This window comes from Paenibacillus doosanensis (assembly GCF_025060755.1).
Taxonomy (GTDB): Bacteria; Bacillota; Bacilli; order Paenibacillales; family NBRC-103111; genus Paenibacillus_S; species Paenibacillus_S doosanensis.
The window spans coordinates 87,065-105,493 of sequence record NZ_JANYUY010000018.1 but is presented as its reverse complement, the minus strand read 5'-3'; the positions used below and the strand labels follow the sequence as shown (position 1 = coordinate 105,493).

The following is an 18,429-nucleotide window of genomic DNA, read 5'->3' as shown; positions in this document are numbered from 1 at the left end:
GTTTATTTTATTAAATAGAAATTTTTTATTATATTTAATAAAAAATACGTATTTTTTTTATGGTTTCTCAAATGATAAACTCTTAATTAAGAAAGCGCTTCAATAAAAGTTTGAATTTGAAAGGGGATTCCTTCATGAGACAAAGACGAAAATTAATGGGCGTTATGACCGGTCTTCTTGCATTATCTATTATAACCACTGCTTGTAGCGGCGGTGGGGTAGAAAATAAGGAAACCGCAAATAAACCGGCGGGGAAAACCACACTTAGCTGGATGGTTTGGAGCACGGCTGATATTCCAAAGCAACTTTCCGAGCAGGTGTTTAATGCTTTTCCTGAGATGAAAGAAAAGCTGGAGGTTCAACCATTGTTGGCTGGGCCTGGAGACGGAGACGTCATTCAAAAGTTCAGGTTAATGTTAGCTTCAAATGAAGAAATGCCGGACATTGTCATGCTTAGTTATTCCCAATTAGCCGAGTTTGCCGATGATGGTGTACTCGAAGATCTGACCAAAGTAATTACGCCATATATAGATAAAATGACAAAAGGTGCTGTAGAACTCGCAAGCTATAAAGGAAAATTTATCGATTTCCCTTATCAGATTAAACCGAAAGTATGGATTTACCGCAAGGATTTGTTTGAAGGCGCCGGCATTGATCCAAGTCAGGTAAAAACTACTGACGACTTTATTGCCGCAGGCAAGAAGCTGCATGAAAAATATCCGAATAGCTATATTTGGAACATTGGTAGACCTGTGCAAGGAAATTTGTTGGATATGATTTTAAGCGGTAATGGAGGACGGTTTACCGACGATAAAGGCAATTATATCCTTGATACGGACCCCGGTGTTCGTAAAGCGTTTGAAACGATTAAAAGGATTAAAGAGTCCGGGGTTGTTGCTAACGTTCAGGAAGGTACTCCGGATTATGAAAAATCATTTGCAAATAGTACGTTTGCTTCCTATTTGACCGGTTCGTGGATTAAGAACAGTATGGAAAAATATGCTCCCGATCAAGCAGGTAAATGGGGAGTTGCGGAGTGGCCGAATATCGCGGATTCAATCGGAGGCAGCGATACCGGCGGATCCGTATGGGTGGTGCCTGCAAAAGCCAAACATAAAGAAGAAGCTATTGAGTTTTTAACCAAGTTGGTGCTCACCAAAGAAGGCGGAATTGGCGCCTACAAAGCACGCGGCATATTCCCATCTATGAGGGAAGCAGGCGTGGAAGCACAAAAAATACCACATCCCTTCTTAGGCGCAGACCTTCCCAATACAGAGGCAAAATCGGTTGAGAACGTAAAGGTTTCTCAATTCACCAAAGCAGCTTCTTTGGAGTTTAAGATTGTGAATGCTTACCTTGATAAATATGTTTACGGGGAAATGAATCTGGATGCTGCTTTAAAGCAAGCGAAAGCGGATTTACTCAATCAAGTAGGTAATCCGAACAAAAAATAGTTCACTCAATGGGAAATTTCAAGGAGGGGCGAAATGCAAGTGGAAAGCGGCGCAAGAATCCAACCTCAGGTTAGAAGAAGAGTCTCCTCAAAATGGCGTGATCGTACCGTACCTTATATATTTATAACTCCATTCATTCTTTCTTTTTTTGTATTCTTCTTATTTCCGGCGGTTTATGCTTTGGTTTTAAGCTTCTATAAATACAAGGGATATGGAACTGCAAGTTTTGTGGGTGTCGACAATTACGTCAGCTTATTAACTTATGGCACCTTTTGGTTGTCCGTAAAAAATACGTTATTTTATTTAGTCGGACATTTGGTGCCGGTGATGGTAATTTCTTTTTTGCTGGCAGTCGCTATTCATTCCAAGCTAGTAAAATGGAAAGCTGTATTTAAGCCGCTAATCTTTTTGCCGCAAATCATGGCTAGTGTGGCAGCCGCTCTAATCTGGAAAGTAATTTTCAGTACGCACTCCGGGGTCATCAACAACTTACTTGGCACACAGTATGGATTTCTTGAAGATCCGTCATTGATGAAATGGTCGGTAGTCGTATTGATAATTTGGCGTGCAGTAGGATGGTTCATGGTTATTTTCTTGGCGGGTCTTACTACGGTTGGCGAGGAAGTTCAAGAAGCGGCAACGATCGACGGAGCAAACGGATGGCAGCGTATGGTATATATTACCGTTCCATTAATGAAGCCTATCTTTCTATTTGCTTTCCTCATGAACACGATACATTCCTTAAAGATATATAACGAGCCCAATCTGTTGGTCGGTGGCGGATTGACATCCGTGCCCGCTGTTGCGCCAATTATGAACATACTAACTGACAATATACGCAGCGGGAACTTTGGAATGGCATCCGCCGTGGGTTGGATTCTTTTCGTCATGATTTATATTGTATCCATTATTCAATATAAACTGCTGGGGGGGAACAAGACAGAATGATGGCAAGAAGATTCCAGAGCCTCATCCTTCATATTTTTTTAATCATCGCAGCCATTATCTCCATTTACCCTTTTTTCATTATGATTTTTGGCTCTTTAAAAAGTGCTGCTGAGCTGTCCGCTAACCCTGCAGGGTGGCCCATCCACCTAACGTTTGATAATTATATCCGCCTGCTCGGTTACAGCGGCGGTGTTATAATCCGTTCGTTCCTTAATGGGATCTATGTTTCCGCGGTTCATACCGTATTGACGGTGTTCATCTCCGCAATGGCGGCTTACGCTTTCGCAAAATATGAATTTAAAGGGCGTAATTGGATGTTTATTATTCTCCTATCCACGATTATGGTACCGGGAGAGTTGAAAATCCCCGCTTTATACGTATTTTTTAGTAAAATTGGTTGGCTGAACAGCTACTCTGTCCAAATTGTCCCCGGGATTGCCAGTGTATTTGCGATGTTCATGACTCGTCAATTCATGCTCAGTATTTCAAATTCATTAATTGAGGCAGTAAAGATGGATGGTGCCGGCCATTGGCGAACATTTCTCAGCTTAATAATGCCCATATGTTCGCCAGTTCTCGGTGCATTATCCATCCTGGTTTTCCTAGGAAAATGGAACGATTATTTATGGCCCTCTATTATGATAAGCAAGCAGCAGTTTTTGCCAATTATTGTTTTACTTCCAACGATTAATGCCAACGAAGATGCGACGGTTCCCTGGGAGCTAATTTTGACCGGTTGCGTACTCGTGACGATTCCGCTGATCCTTGTCTTTTTACGTTATCAAGAAAAGTTCATGTCAAGTATGACTATCGGCGCGGTAAAAGGGTAAGGGAAGAAAATGAAAATGATAGAGAAGGCGGGATTAACTATGAAACGATTGATCTGTTTGTCTGCAGCTAGCGCGTTGGTTATTACATCCGTGGGATGTGCGTCCAGCACGGATGGTTCTAATGGAAAAACGAATGACAGCAAAAGTGACGCAGTTAAACTGGAGTTTTTATTCAATAGGCCCAGCGACGTTGACGTTATGAAGAAAGTTGCGGAAAAGTTCCAAACTGAGAACCCGAATATAACGGTTGAGTTAAATGCTCCGCCTGATATGCATCATGTAGTAGACCTGCGATTAGCTAACAACCAACCACCGGAGATGTTTCAGATTTACCCTACAGGTACTACATATCTGAATGTTGTTGAAGCGGGGTATGTGCAAGATCTTACAAGTGACAATTCCTTATTCGAAAATATAAATTCAGGGTCCATTCCGATCAATTTAATTAAAGATAAGCATTATGACGTCCCGTATGGTTTAGAGGGCTGGGGAGTTATTTACAACGTAGATATCTTTAAAAAGTTTAACCTAGAGGTTCCGAAAACCTATGCAGAGCTGATCCAAATTGCTGCTAAATTGCAGGCCGAAGGGCTGACCCCATTTGTGTTTTCCGATAAGGATTTTACAAACATAAGAATGACGTCCACAACAGTCATGGCTGTGGATGACCCAGACATTCAAAATTTCTTTCTAGATGTGCAGGCCGGAAAAAAACATGTCACAGATGGCCAACAAGTTCGAAAAGTAGCGGAAAAATTTCTTGAGTTAAGGAAATACGGACAAAAGGACGCTTTCGGTACAGACGGTGTTGCTGCTGATCGAGAATTTGCTGCAGGCAAAGCTGCAATGTATTTTCAAAACCTAGCCAACCTTAAAACGATTAAAGCCGCTGCTCCAGATGTAAATGTTTCGATGTTTCCATTTCCGGCAGAAAATGCCAACGATACGAAGATGCCTCTTCAAGTTGCGATGGCGATTTCAATACCAACGAATTCCAAGACAGCAGCCGAAGCGAAAAAATTTATGACTTTCTTTCAAAAAACTGAAATCTCTCAAATGTATATCGAAGGCTCCTGGTTAGTTCCAACCATAAAAGGCGTAGCTAACCCTCACAAGGAGCTTAAATTGATTACAGATTATGCGAATGAAGGCAAAGTTAATCGTAAAGCGGATGCAACTTGGCTTACGAAGGACATGCAGGACGATTTCGGAAAAGCTCTCCAAACGTTTCTGTCCGATAAAAATATGGATGGATTCTTGAAGAAAGCAGACGGTATTCTATATGGAAAAGCCAAGCAAAAATAAATATCCAAATGGTGACTGTTGGGTCATTCCTGCAATTGCCGCCCATTTCACTGATAGGAGTTAATAAGATGGAATTGGCAACCGGTTCTGTACGAAGTCGAACGAAAAAAGAACGTTCGTTATCAAGAAAGAGCATGGTAATTTACTTTTTATTGACGTTACCGGCATTACTGCTTTTTTTATGGTTTTTTTGCTACCCTGTATTCATGGGCGTATTATACAGCTTCACGAACTGGGACGGCATTTCTAAAGCATACAAATTTATTGGGTTTTCGAACTATACCGATATCTTTCGTGAAAGCAGATTCATAGGCGCCTCCCTATTTACTGTCAAATACACGATTATAGCTGTTTTTTTAAAGACATCGATATCCACTATTGTTTCACTTCTTCTATTCAATGTCACAAGGTTTCGCGGTTTCCTAAGGTCAGTCTATTTTCTTCCCGGAGTGCTTAGCTTATTAACCATTAGTTTAGTCTTTAACGAAATTTTTCGGGAAATCGTTCCTCACTTTGGTCAATTTTTTGGAATCGAGCTATTGTCGAGAAACATTTTGGGGTATGCGGAAACTGCCCTATTTGGTATCGTCATTGTCAATGTGTGGCACGGAATTGCTGTCCCCATTGTTATTTTATTAGCTGGGTTGACCAGTGTGCCTAAGGATTTGCTTGAGGCAGCTAAAATAGACGGGGCAAATCGAGTGCAAAGCTTCTTTGCAATAACGCTGCCTTTTCTAATTCCCATGTTGACCGTTGTCATTGTTCTCGCTTTTAAATCAGGGTTTTCCGTGTTTGATTCCATAATGGCGTTAACCGGCGGTGGTCCCGGAACCTCTACCGAATCAATTGCCTTTTTGATTTATAAGCACGGCTTAAATGAATACAAATTCGGGAGGGCTTCAGCAGAATCTTTGGTTTTATTTCTAATTATTGCGGCAGTCTCATTTATACAAATTAAATGGTTAAACCGGAAGGAGGTTGGGCAACAGTGAGGGCAACATCCCTTAGACAATCCCTTCTGCAATATATCTTGCTATTACCGGGAATTACAGTGATTATATTCCCCATGTACATTACGATAACCTTGGCTCTAAAAACGCCTGCTGAATCTGCGAGAAGTTTTTTCGCACTTCCCTCGAGTCTATATTTGGGCAACTTTGCCAAGGTTTTGGAGGGGGAATTTTGGGTCTATGCAACTAATTCTCTGATCATCACAGGAGTATCTGTGTTCTTGGTGGTGATGATTGTCCCAGCGGTCTCTTTTGCAGTATCCCGCAATTTCAATAAACGGTACTTTAAATACTTATATTACTTAATGTTAACCGGTATCTTTATCCCATTCCAAGTAATCATGCTGCCTGTTCTTAAACATTTATCAAGTATGCACTTACAGAATAAAGTCGGAATCATCATTATGTATATTGTCTTGTCATTTAGTCAGGGTTTATTCCTGTGTGTAGGCTTTCTGAAAAATGTTCCCATGGAGTTGGATGAAGCGTCAAGAATCGACGGATGCGGCATTCTTCGAACGTTCATCCGAGTGATTTATCCGTTAATGACGCCGATTATTGTAACCCTAGTTACGTTGCAGAGTCTGTGGATCTGGAATGACTTTGCTCTTCCCTTAGTTTTATTGAACTCCAGTCCCAATTATTGGACGCTGCCGATGTTTATTTATAATTTTAGCAACGAATACAGTTTCGATTATAATCTTGCATTTGCGGCTTTCTTGTTGTCTATGCTGCCGATACTTGCGGTCTACGGGTTTCTGCAGAAACGAATCATTGCAGGCTTAACGGAAGGGGCAATTAAATAGCTATAATAAACCAAAATTTTGCGGAATGTCACATGGTACAGTAAATATGAGGATCATTACGTTAAATTCGCTGCACTATGGGAGGAAGGGAGTATATATGTCCTACAACAGTTTAGTTATTAGATTGGAAATCAATCATACCAAGCATAGCTCTGGGGATCTAGACAGGAGCAGCACGAAGAACACCACCTGATTTTTCGGTTTGTATATTCCATAAATTTTTTTTATGGTATCCGATAAATATGATGTATTTTTTATAGAGATTCTGATTAGTCTTGGGGGGCGTACATGATAAACATGAGAGTCAGCTCATCGGATATTTCATTGCCGACGAACGGTGCAGTGATAAAATCAGTGGACGTGATTCAAGCAACTGCACCGGGAAACGTTCATGGAGAGTACTGTAAGGTGCTTGGCACAATTATGCCTGCAGACCCTGACGCACCGGAAATTTGCTTCCAAATAAATTTGCCCGCTTATTGGAACGGGAAAGCATTACAAATCGGAGGAGGAGGGTATAACGGCACGATTCCCGATACTTTGGCAGCGCCGGTTCTCGGTTTAAGGACAGTGGCAACGCCTCTTGCCCAAGGTTATATTACGTTTGCGAGCGATTCGGGTCATCAGGCAAAGGGGGGCCATGATGCTTCATTTGCACTAAACGACGAGGCTTTGGCTAACTATGGATACATGCATATTAAAAAAACTAGAGATGTGGCCTTTGAAATCGCGAAGAAATATTACGGCGGATTGCCCCGAAGACTGTATTTCTCTGGCGGCTCTACCGGGGGAAGGGAAGGGTTGACCGCCGTGATGCGATGGCCCGAATCCTACGACGGTATTCTAACTAATTATCCCACTGCTCATTTCATAGGTTTAAGATTGTGGGGCGCCAGACTTGCGCGAGCTCTATATGATGATACATCCAAAGGGTGGATTTCTCCGGATATTGTAGAACGAATTCATCAAACAGCACTTGATCGATTTGATGATTTGGATGGAATAAGGGATGGGGTCGTGTGCAATATTTATGCAGCGCGAGCCCAATCAAACCAAGTCATTGAAGAGCTTGTAAAGGAATTTAGACTGAATGGTTCTCAAATAAGTACGCTTAATTTGTATCATGACGGGTGTGTGCTTCCTTATTCTTTAGCCAACGGAGTCACGGCTATTCCTGGTTATAATAGCCTTGAAGGCATATTAATGCAGCTCGGTTCTCATCCGGAGCCTTCTAACCCTATGAAATCCGGACCGAATGCACATCATGCGGAGCGTGCAGATCAGTTTTTTAAATATTTTGTTACTAGAGATCCTCAATTTAATCTTCTTTCGCTAGATGTGAACAATCCCGGCAAATATGAGGAGCGTATTGTAGAGCTTTCCAATATGATTGATGCAACTAATCCGGATTTGACTCCTTTTCAGATGCGCGGCGGAAAGATATTGTGGGTACAAGGCTGGCATGATCCAAGCGTGAGTCCATTTGCAAATATCAATCTATATAAGTCGATGCTCGAAAAAATGGGGGAATCGGCCGTGGCGAGCTTTATTCGCTTATACCTGGTTCCTGGATTAGCGCATGGCGGAGGCAAATTCTCCGTCACATGGGACAACTTGAATATTCTCGATAATTGGGTTGAAAATAGTGTGCCTCCACCTATCGCGCCTGGGATGGATATTAACTTGGGAGCTTTTGGACGAACGATTCCTATGTGTGAATATCCAACGTGGCCCAAATATTCGGGAACGGGCGATGCGAACGATTGGAAAAGTTACGACATTGTAAAAGCATAAACAAATAACAATGTTTGGAGGAAATAATTAATGAGTGTGCCAGGAAAAGAATGGTGTTTTTACAAATCGCCCGAGGAAGGGCATTACAACTCTAATGTTTTTAAACAAATCACGGATAAGCTTGAGGTAATGCCAACAACCTCAATGATGGTTGTTGTGGACGGAAAAGTCATTTATTCCTATGGGGATATTTCGCAGGTGAGCTATTTAGCCTCCGCACGAAAAAGCATTCTCTCATTGCTTTACGGGCGATATGTCAAGAGTGGGAAGATAAATCTCGACAGTACCCTCGATGAGCTTGGGATTGATGATATTGAGAGTTTATTGCCAATAGAGAAAACGGCTAGAGTTAGAGATTTGCTCATGTCGAGCTCGGGCGTGTATCATCCTCAAGGAAGCCCCGGAGGGGAACTGATGGTGCCCGAGCGCGGGTCGAAGGAACCCGGGAAGTTCTTTTTATATAATAATTGGGATTTTAACGTTGCCGGTGCAATTCTCGAAAAAGCTACCCGGCAAAGTATTTTCGATACCCTCGGGAACGATCTCGCAATTCCACTACAGTTTCAAGATTACGACCCAAAACGTCAGCGAATGTTGGGTTTTGAATCGGTGTCCCGGTATAAGGCCTACCATATGTTCCTCTCGGCCCGCGATATGGCACGCCTTGGGGTGCTTGTACTCAACCGGGGACGTTGGAACGAGCAAGAAATTGTACCAAAAGAGTGGATCGATGAAAGCCTTAAGGTTCATGTTCATCGCTCTAATGGCAATGGACCTAATAATAGCTACGGGTATTTTTGGTGGCTCCCTGAAGAGAAATCGCCGGAGTGGAAGGGAGCATTTTTGGCCAGTGGGAATTATGGTCAATTTATTCTTGGCCTGCCTGCGCTCAATATGGTTATTGTGCACCGGAGGGCTGTTTCCGACGAATTTGCCATTAATCGAAATCTTGGAATTGATTCTTCTACCCCGGAAGGGGTTTCTGTCGAACAACTGTTTGAAATTACCGATCTGATTATCGCTGCCCGTTTAAATACTGGAGTAATGGGGGAATAGGCTATGTGTGCGATGTCTTTGCCAAGGAGTACACCGGAGAAGCAAGGGATTTCGTCTGGCTCAATTTTACGTTTTTTGAAGGATGTGCAGGGAACTAATTTGGGCCTGCACAGCATCATGGTTCTAAGGCACGGTCATGTTGTGGCGGAGGGCTGGTGGCACCCTTATGATAAGGACCAACCACACATGTTGTTTTCCATGACTAAAAGCTTTACAGCCATTGCGACCGGATTTGCAGTTTCGGAAGGACTTCTGTCTGTTGAAGATCAGGTAGCTTCATTTTTTTCGGAGCTTTTTCATGAAGAGTTTAGTGAAGCGCTTGCTGCTCTACGTATAAAGCATTTGCTTACCATGAGCGTAGGTCACGCGAAGGCAACCATGGGGCAGGAATTGCGTCAGCTTACGGGCAGCTGGGTGGAACACTTTTTTAGCATTCCTATAGATCACGCCCCAGGAAGCAGATTCGTCTATAACACCCTAGCTACCCATATAATATCGGCTGTAATTCAAAAGGTGACCGGCATGAAGATGAGCGACTATTTACAGCCGCGCCTCTTTGATCCGTTGGGCATCCCCAAACCCGAGTGGCAAATATCACCGGACGGAAACAATACCGGGGGAGGAGGACTTAAACTAAGAACGGAGGAGATAGCGAAATTCGGTCAATTTCTGCTGCAAAAAGGAGTTTGGGAAGGTGAACGTTTGCTGCCAGAGGAATGGATTGAAAAAGTGTCCTCCTTTCAAATCAAGAATGGGGAAAATAACCAAAATGATAGCGAACAAGGATACGGATATCAATTTTGGAGATGCCGTCACGGTGCATTTCGTGCGGATGGCGCTTTCGGTCAGCTCTGTATTGTGATGCCAGATCAAGATGCGGTTGTCGCTATTACGAGTGGTGTCGACCTCTCGACCGGTTCAAAGCAGATTTTAAGTTTAATCTGGACGCATTTGTTGCCATCCATGAAAAGTCAGCCAATAGCGGAAGAGGAAGAATTGGTAACACGATTGCAAGAGAAGCTGTCCGGACTTAGTGTTTTATTTCCTTCCCCGACTATTGATACGTCGCCGATTATTTCGAAGATCTCAGGAAAATGGTATGCCATGGATAAGAATGAGGATCACGTTAAAGAAATAGCGATCTTGTTTGAACAAGATTGCTGCTTATTTATCATGCGTGACCATGAGGGTGAACACCAAATTTCATGCGGTTTTCGCGAGTGGATTCATGGGAGTACGACAATGACTGGCAAGGCGCTTCATTTTCAATATCAACCGCCTGTGATGAGTGTTTGTGGCAGAGCTGCTTGGAAAGATCAACATACGCTGGTACTGACCTGGTGCTTTGTTGAAATGCCCTTTACGGATACGGTTATCTGCCGTTTCACAGAAGACCAAGTACGACTGGAGCGTTCGGCCAATGTGTCCGGTATTGACCGGGAGCGTCCAGCTATCGTAGGAGCCTTAGCTTAGACTGTCAATTTTTTGTAAGCGGTAACTTGGCGTGATTAGCCCCCACTCTGATATCAGCATACTGATCAATCGCATCAATGCCGAGAGTCTGCGGACGAAACCTATCAAAATCAATGAATGATATATGCTCCCCGATGCTCTTTCGTTTAACTTATATAGTTTTGTTATTTCGTAACTATTGTTAAACAAAATAGTTCACTGTATTATTTGAATATGTCGATTTAAGGCAGCGAAGTTGCGAAACGAGGAGATAATCATGCTTCGGCTTTTGAAAGGGAGACTAATGTTTGGTTCGTTTCAACAAAAGTTAATGCTCTCTTATTTTCTGATTTCACTAACATTGGCGATATCAGCGTTATTAGTTTTGGGGTTGAATTCGTATAAACAAAATAAAATCTTCTATGAAAATTTCATCAACCAGCAGAGTAAACGTACTGATGTTCTTATACAAGATTATATTTCAAATATTTCTAGAAATTCGTATTTCTATTTAACCGACAATACTTCGTTAGCGATCCTGGAAAGACAAAATGTAGAAGAATTGGAATACTTAAATTTCAATAATTACATGCAAAGAGCGATGGATCAAATTGTAATGCTTAATGGACATATAGCGGGATTATCAATTACAGACGTAAATGGGCACATTTACAAAAGCGTCGGCGCCAAGTCGGATAATCTGAATCAAATTAAGAGCATGTTTTCGCAGGAAGAACTGCGTAAAGGAAAGGTAATGGTTACACCCCCCTATAATGGAGGCCTTCCCAATAATGAAAATATATTTTCAATTATAAGGTACTTATCGGATGTAAATGTACGAAAAACTGCAAGTGGATATGTAAAAATGGATGTCCATTTTAAAGCTATTAGCAATATTCTCGGGGGGATTTCGGAACAGGGCAATAATCTTGGTACTATACTTATGGCAGGAGGAAAACCGGTTTATAATTCTTATGGTCTAAACCTAGACGATATTTCCATCCAATCGATCTTAGCACACGTTGCGGTTGGAGATGGTCAGGATCACATTAAATTGTTTGAATTCAAAATAAGCAATAAAAATTACTTATTTATTGCAAGAAAAAATGTCATTACCGATTGGACAATCATTCAGTTTATTCCCTCAAGTTTAATTACCGATAAATTCGTAAATAATCTTACAAATTACTCAGTAATAAGTCTGATCTCTTTAATCGTTGCTTTTCTGATGTCTATCTTATTTGTAAGATATTTTTTCAAACCTATTAAGAAGTTGACGTTAGCAATGAAATTGGTGGATACGGGAAAGTTGGATGTGGTTCAATCTGATATTGGTAGGGCGGATGAAATAGGCCAGCTAGTTCAAAGCTATAACGCCATGATTATCAGGTTAAGGGAAAGCCGTGAAAAGGAGATTATCTCCAACCACCTTCAGAAAAGAGCAGAACTTAATATGATGCAGGCTCAAATTAATCCCCACTTCTTGTATAATACGCTGAATACGATTCACTCTATTGCAAGGCTTGAAAGAAATGAGTCGATTTCTAAAATTGCGAAAAGCTTGTCGTCATTATACCGTTATAACGTTAAGAGCCAGAATCTTGTTGCTATCGGTGAAGAGCTGGAACAAATAAAAAACTATATTAATATACAACAAATTCGGTTTCCGGATAAATACGAGGTTATATTCGATATCGAAAAATCGTTGTATTCTTATAAAATATTGAAATTTCTAATTCAACCCATCATCGAAAATTCATTCCATCATGGCCTTGAACCGAAATTGAGCAAGGGCACTCTCCTACTGTCAATATGTAAGCGCCCCAATTTGTTGATTGTTACCATAAAAGACGATGGAGTAGGAATACCGGCGATTGAAATAGATAGATTGAATTCTTTGTTGGAGTCGATATCCCTAGGTCAGGGATATGATCCTAAAGAACATGTGGGTATGATGAACGTATTCGCGAGGATCAAGTATTTTTATGGTGAAGCTTACACCATGAACATTGTTAGCGTAGTCAATAAAGGAACTACTGTAGAATTAGTGATCCCCGCCAATGAGGAGGACAAGTAAGTGAACATTTTAGTCGCAGATGATGAAGTTTATGCCCGCAAATCCCTGATTCAGATGATTAAAGAATGGAATGCGGAAGCTGGGATTTATGAGGCGGAGAATGGACTTGTTTCCTTGGAGATCATTGCAGATAATCGGATTGATTTGGTCCTGACTGACATTCGCATGCCCGGTTTGAATGGCTTGCAATTGGCAAAAGAGATTCATGAGCGTTATAGTGCATGCACCGTTGTGATATTTAGCGGTTATGATGATTTCAAGTATGCGCAAAAAGCCATTCAATATAAAGTAGAATACTTTTTACTTAAACCATTAGAGGAAGAAGAGCTTGTTTCTATATTGCAAGACAGATATTCCAAATGGCAGTACGCATTACGACAAGAAGCCGTTATAGCATTATCCAACCATTGCCTAGAAGTCGGGAATGTAGCGACTGATTATTTATCTCTGCTTGGGTTGAAATCCTACAATGTAGCTGTTATGCAGTTGGAACATTCAGTGACTGAGATAGACCTCGAAATCCTAAACCATGGGCTAGCGAAGGTTTGCGGCTTTACGTTGCTATATCGAGATTCTAAATTTAATCGTGCTGTTATCGTCTTGCAGGAAGAGACAGCGTCAAAAAAACATTGTCTGCAACAATTTATCGAAGAGTACATTCAGAAAACAGGGGAGCGGATATCTATTGGTTTAAGCCGAAATTACCGGACACAAGACGAATTTGTTCAAGCGTACAGAGAAGCAAAAAAAGCTCTCATGTTAAGATACTTTCAGGGTTGCAACCGAATTATCGAGTACAAGAAGAGTGAAAAAAAACGATATAAGTTAGATTTGTTTGATGAGCTCATGATGCCATTTTATAACCGCATGATTAACAATCAGGTAGAGGAAGCGCAAGATATTATTCAAAGGCTTCTACGGATCATTGTGGAGTTAAACTTCTCATTGTATACACTTCGTGATACATGCTCTAAAATAGCTGCAGTCATAAATTCCGTAACGGAGCATGTCAACAATAATAGCTCTGAACCGATATCTTTTATGGATCAACCGGATCTTGACAATTATCAAGAATTAAAAGATATCATCGAATGCTTCGCCAGCCAAATATCGTATATTGCCAAGAATTTAAGTGAAAACAGCGCAAAAACGGACATTATCGAACAGTTAAGAAATTACGTGGAACGAAATTATCGCCAGGATATTAGACTAGAGGAGTTGGCCGAAAGTTATTACACCGACGTATCCTATTTAAGCAGACAATTTAAAAAGAAATGCGGTGTTGGTTTTTCGAAGTTCCTGACGATCGTAAGATTAGATAATGCAAGAAAAATGCTTAAGACAAATCCGGATCTCACGGTTTCTGAAGTAGCGGGAAGTGTAGGGTTTAATGATTATTCTTACTTTATTCAGCTTTACAGGAAGTTTTATGGAGAAACACCAGGGCAAAGTAAAAAGAGTGTAGTGGATAAGTCAGTATGATATTTTTAATATCCATGAGGTCAAATTTCTCATATTAACTTTTTAATATAAGCGATAATATGAATTCATAGTCACGTGACCAATATTTCGGAAAGGGAGATTGACAATGAGATTAACTAGAAAATTAACTTCTGCAGCATTGCTGCTTTCGCTTGGAACACTTGGTACCGTAGCAGGGTGTGCAAGCGACGCAAACAATGACACCGCTTCCGGAAGCTCGAAAGGCGTTAACGAAGATGAAAAAAAAGCGATTAAGATTGAACTTTTTTTTCAAAAACCGGAGCAGGTAGAAACTGTAAACAAGATTATCCAAAAGTTTCGTGAAAAGAATCCGGAAATTAATGTAGAACAAACCAACGTTCCGAATTCGACCAAAGTGTTTGCCATGCGTTTATCTACCAATGATGCCCCAACTATATTCTCCCATTTCCCGCAAGGAGCAAACTTTCAAAAGATCGCAAGGGATGGGTATGCCAAAGAGCTCAAGCCTGACGATCCATTGTTTAAAAACGTAGAATCAATCTATATCGAACAGACCAAAGTGGATGGCAAAAACTATATGGTGCCTATTTCGCTAAATACATACGGGGTATTTTATAATACGGATATATTTAAGGAGCTTAATTTAGATATCCCAAAAACATTTGACGAGCTTATTCTGGTTGCGGATCAATTAAAAGCGGCGGGGAAGACGCCTTTTGTATTCGCGGATAAGGATGTAGGGCGGCTTCGACAAACTTCAGCTCCGATTATCGGACTCGATGTGGCCGATCCGCAAAAATTTTATAAAGACATTCTGAATGGCAAGGCGCATATCCAAGATACTCCGTACATGAAAAATTTTGCAGAAAAGCTATTGTTACTAAGAAAGTATGGGCAGAAGGATACGCTGGGTACATCAATTGACGATGCCGTAAGGGAATTTGCAAACGGTAAAGCGGTTATGCTGTTTGATGGAATCTTTTCCAATGCCCCGATCAAGAAAGCTAACCCTAATCTGCATTACGACATCTTCCCGTTTCCCGCTGAGAAGGCTGAAGATCTTAAGGTACAGGTACAAGTCGATACGGCCCTTGGGATGCCCGCAGAAGGGAAGAACGAGGCAGAAGCCAGAAAATTTATTGATTTTTTTGCAACGCCTGAAATCACCCAACTCTACGTCGATGAGGGCAAATACCCAGCAACAATTAAAGGGGTCAAGAACAATACCCCTGAACTAAATAACTTGCAATCGCTGATTAGTGCCGGCAAAGTATACCCTCCATCGGACATGTCATGGACTCCGAGTATGTATGAAGATTTTGGAAACATTGTTCAGTATCTATTATCTACCAAGGATGTAGACGGTTTTGTTTCTTCAGTAGATAAAATGTTGTTTAATGCATACAATAAATAATCCTGTCCGGAATTGGAGGAGCTATGAAGGCCTTTATCGTATCACAGGATAAACCTGATGTAACAAAAAGATTTCTTCACATTAAGAATATGAAATGGAGTTACTTTTTATTTTTACTGCCTGCATTGCTGTTTTATCTAGTTTTTTTCTTCTACCCGGTCCTGTTGGGCTTTTTCTATAGCTTTACCAACTGGGATGGGATTGCCAAAAGCTATAAGGTGATCGGGCTTAAAAACTACGCTTCTATACTTCAGGATATGCGATTTTTGCAGGCGATTAAGTTTACTTTTACCTATGCATTGATGTACGTCATACTTAAACTTACGCTTGCCCTAATAATAGCCCTATTATTGAATGGGAATATGAAGCTCCGTGGATTTTTTCGTTCCGTCTATTTCTTTCCGGCTGTGCTAAGTTTAATTACCGTAAGTTTGGTGTTTAACCAGCTCTTTTATGCTGTAATTCCCAGGATAGGGGAAGGCCTCGGGTTGGAATGGCTATCACAAAACTTGTTATCCCAAAAAGAAACGGCAGTTTTTGGTATTATTATAGCTAATTTGTGGCATGGATTTTCAGTGCCTATGGTTATTTTCCTGGCTGGGCTCGCTAGTGTTCCTAAAGATTTGCATGAGGCTGCAACCATTGACGGGGCAAGTCCGTTTCAAAGATTTATTTCTATCACGGTTCCCTTCCTTATACCTATGTTAAATGTAAATTTAGTTATTTCGATCAAAGGAGCGCTAACCGTATTCGAGTCGATTATGGCCATGACGGGCGGGGGACCCGCCTCTGCTACGGAATCGGTCGGATATTTAATTTATCAACATGGAATTAATGATTTCAAATTCGCGTATGCGACAGCGGAATCGATTTGTATTTTTGTTATCGTTGCTGTTATTTCTGTAATTCAGATAAAGGTTCTGAATCGGAAGGAGGCAGGACAGCAATGAGGGCAAACCCGGCACTGCAGATTCTTAAGTTCTTTTTCCTAGTATTTGGAGCGTTGTTAATTGTTTTTCCTATGTATGTAACTGTCTCGCTAGCATTAAAAACAACGGAGGAAAGTACAAAAAGCTTACTAGGGTTTCCATCACATGTGTATTTGGGGAATTTTAAGAAAGTTTTATCAACAGGCAAGTTTACCATTTTTCTAAGCAATTCCGTCTTAATTACGGTAGTGTCTCTAATCGTAATGATGATTATAATTCCAATGGCTTCGTTTGCCATCTCCCGAAACCAGAAAAGTAAGATGTTTTCTTTTTTCTTCTACTTCATATTATTCGGCATATTTGTCCCTTTTCAGGTAATCATGCTCCCAGTTCTTAAACATATGTCCAACCTGAATTTAATGAATCAGTTGGGATTAATCATCATGTATATTGCTTTATCGATTACGCAGGGAGTATTTTTGAGCGTTGGATTTCTTAAAAATGTTCCAATGGAACTGGATGAGGCTTCAAGGATAGATGGGTGCAATATTTGGGATACCTTTACCAGGATTATTTATCCATTAATGCTGCCTATTATTGTAACGATCCTGATTTTAAACAGTCTATGGATATGGAACGATTTTAATCTGCCGCTTATACTTTTGAACAAGCACTCGAATTATTGGACGTTGCCGCTCTTTATCTACAATTTCAAATCCGAGTATAGCTTTGATTACAATTTGGCATTTGCCGGGTTCTTCTTAACGATGATTCCCATCATTATTCTATATAGCTTCATGCAGCGATATATTATTAGCGGTTTGACGGAAGGTGCGCTTAAATAAAAAATTCAGAGGTGATTACGATTGGCATTAATTGAATGTAACTATTTCTCCGAAGTCTTAAGATTGAGCACATCCATGACGGTGATATTACCGCAGCAAACCAAAGGCCAGATCGGAATGGAAAATATAAGGCTCATGGGTAAGCATCCGACACTATATCTTTTACATGGAATGTCAGATGATCACACCATTTGGATTAGACGAACCTCAATCGAGAGATACGTAGCACCGCTTGGAATTGCCGTTGTGATGCCTCAGGTTCATCGAAGCTCCTATGCTGATATGGTATATGGCAATAACTATTGGACCTTCCTCAGTGAGGAATTGCCTGAACTTGCACAGTCTTTCTTTCCTTTGTCGAAAGCTCGAGAAGATAATTTTGTCGCAGGTTTATCGATGGGGGGGTATGGGGCTTTGAAGTGGGCATTACGCAGGCCAGATCGCTTTGTTGCCGTAGCCAGTCTATCCGGAGGTGTAAACCGCAATCGTTTTCGTGATGATCCTTTAAGGTCAACGGATTATAGGTTAGCATTCGGAGATCAATCCATCCGAGGAACGGAGAATGACTTGTTTACGCTACTGCGACAATGTGATGAAAGTGGCGTTCCTAAGCCTAAGATTTATCATTGCTGTGGCACAGAAGACAGTAATTATGAGGACAACCTGTTGTTTCGAGAAGCTTGCGAGCAAAACGGTTTTGAGACAACGTTTAAGGAAGGGCCGGGGGGGCATACGTGGGATTATTGGGACAGACAAATCCAGGATGTGTTGGCTTGGTTGCCTATTCGGAATGGTTAGGATAACAAACACGGCAAGCGGATCGCCAGCTTGCCGTGTTTTTATGATACAACTCACATGAACTCACATTCGCTATTCTCGTTGACTTGAACATGATGTCATAAATGACAAGAACCTTATCCCCGTCGGTAGAGATTTGGGGTTCTTTTACGGAACGTTCGTTCTTATACGGTGCTCCATAATCAGTAAGAGCCAAACTCTTCCCCACAATAACTAGTCAAGGATTGGCTGACTGTAACGCTCTCTT

Annotated in this window: 15 protein-coding genes; all 15 read left to right on the top strand. The window is 41.2% G+C overall.

Annotated features, from left to right (window positions below; translation table 11 throughout):
- Positions 1-134: 134 nt before the first annotated feature.
- Positions 135-1,454: an ABC transporter substrate-binding protein gene (locus tag N0M98_RS14890; protein ID WP_259618380.1), complete on the top strand. Its 1,320-nt coding sequence runs from the start codon at positions 135-137 to the stop codon at positions 1,452-1,454.
- 33 nt (positions 1,455-1,487) lie between these two features.
- Complete coding sequence (locus N0M98_RS14885; RefSeq protein ID WP_259618379.1) at positions 1,488-2,402, top strand: carbohydrate ABC transporter permease; 915 nt, start codon at positions 1,488-1,490, stop codon at positions 2,400-2,402.
- Positions 2,399-3,232 carry a carbohydrate ABC transporter permease gene (locus tag N0M98_RS14880; RefSeq protein ID WP_259618378.1) on the top strand — a complete coding sequence of 278 codons (834 nt, stop codon included), beginning with the start codon at positions 2,399-2,401 and terminating at the stop codon, positions 3,230-3,232. The genes N0M98_RS14885 and N0M98_RS14880 overlap by 4 nt, the downstream gene beginning before the upstream one ends.
- 39 nt (positions 3,233-3,271) lie before the next feature.
- On the top strand, positions 3,272-4,537 hold the full coding sequence (locus tag N0M98_RS14875; RefSeq protein WP_259618377.1) for an ABC transporter substrate-binding protein: 1,266 nt from the start codon (positions 3,272-3,274) through the stop codon (positions 4,535-4,537).
- Positions 4,538-4,605: 68 nt separating this feature from the next.
- Entirely contained in the window at positions 4,606-5,529 is a 924-nt protein-coding gene (locus N0M98_RS14870; RefSeq protein ID WP_259618376.1) for a carbohydrate ABC transporter permease, read from the top strand.
- The gene (locus tag N0M98_RS14865) at positions 5,526-6,353 is read left to right on the top strand and encodes a carbohydrate ABC transporter permease (protein WP_259618375.1); all 828 of its coding nucleotides are present in this window, start codon (positions 5,526-5,528) and stop codon (positions 6,351-6,353) included. The genes N0M98_RS14870 and N0M98_RS14865 overlap by 4 nt, the downstream gene beginning before the upstream one ends.
- A 288-nt stretch (positions 6,354-6,641) precedes the next feature.
- The gene (locus N0M98_RS14860) at positions 6,642-8,147 is read left to right on the top strand and encodes a tannase/feruloyl esterase family alpha/beta hydrolase (protein WP_259618374.1); all 1,506 of its coding nucleotides are present in this window, start codon (positions 6,642-6,644) and stop codon (positions 8,145-8,147) included.
- A 30-nt stretch (positions 8,148-8,177) separates the two neighbouring features.
- Entirely contained in the window at positions 8,178-9,203 is a 1,026-nt protein-coding gene (locus tag N0M98_RS14855) for a serine hydrolase domain-containing protein (protein WP_259618373.1), read from the top strand.
- Between the two features lie 3 nt (positions 9,204-9,206).
- Complete coding sequence (locus N0M98_RS14850; protein WP_259618372.1) at positions 9,207-10,676, top strand: serine hydrolase domain-containing protein; 1,470 nt, start codon at positions 9,207-9,209, stop codon at positions 10,674-10,676.
- A 256-nt stretch (positions 10,677-10,932) separates the two neighbouring features.
- Entirely contained in the window at positions 10,933-12,732 is a 1,800-nt protein-coding gene (locus tag N0M98_RS14845) for a sensor histidine kinase (RefSeq protein ID WP_259618371.1), read from the top strand.
- Positions 12,733-14,214, top strand: a complete 1,482-nt coding sequence (locus N0M98_RS14840; RefSeq protein ID WP_259618370.1) for a response regulator — start codon at positions 12,733-12,735, stop codon at positions 14,212-14,214. It begins immediately after the preceding gene.
- Positions 14,215-14,320: 106 nt separating this feature from the next.
- Complete coding sequence (locus N0M98_RS14835; protein ID WP_259618369.1) at positions 14,321-15,610, top strand: ABC transporter substrate-binding protein; 1,290 nt, start codon at positions 14,321-14,323, stop codon at positions 15,608-15,610.
- A gap of 23 nt (positions 15,611-15,633) precedes the next feature.
- Positions 15,634-16,560 (top strand): carbohydrate ABC transporter permease, encoded by a 927-nt coding sequence (locus tag N0M98_RS14830; RefSeq protein WP_259618368.1) that lies wholly within the window; start codon positions 15,634-15,636, stop codon positions 16,558-16,560.
- Complete coding sequence (locus N0M98_RS14825) at positions 16,557-17,384, top strand: carbohydrate ABC transporter permease (RefSeq protein WP_259618367.1); 828 nt, start codon at positions 16,557-16,559, stop codon at positions 17,382-17,384. The genes N0M98_RS14830 and N0M98_RS14825 overlap by 4 nt, the downstream gene beginning before the upstream one ends.
- Before the next feature lie 21 nt (positions 17,385-17,405).
- Positions 17,406-18,182 carry an alpha/beta hydrolase gene (locus tag N0M98_RS14820; protein WP_259618366.1) on the top strand — a complete coding sequence of 259 codons (777 nt, stop codon included), beginning with the start codon at positions 17,406-17,408 and terminating at the stop codon, positions 18,180-18,182.
- Positions 18,183-18,429: the final 247 nt, after the last annotated feature.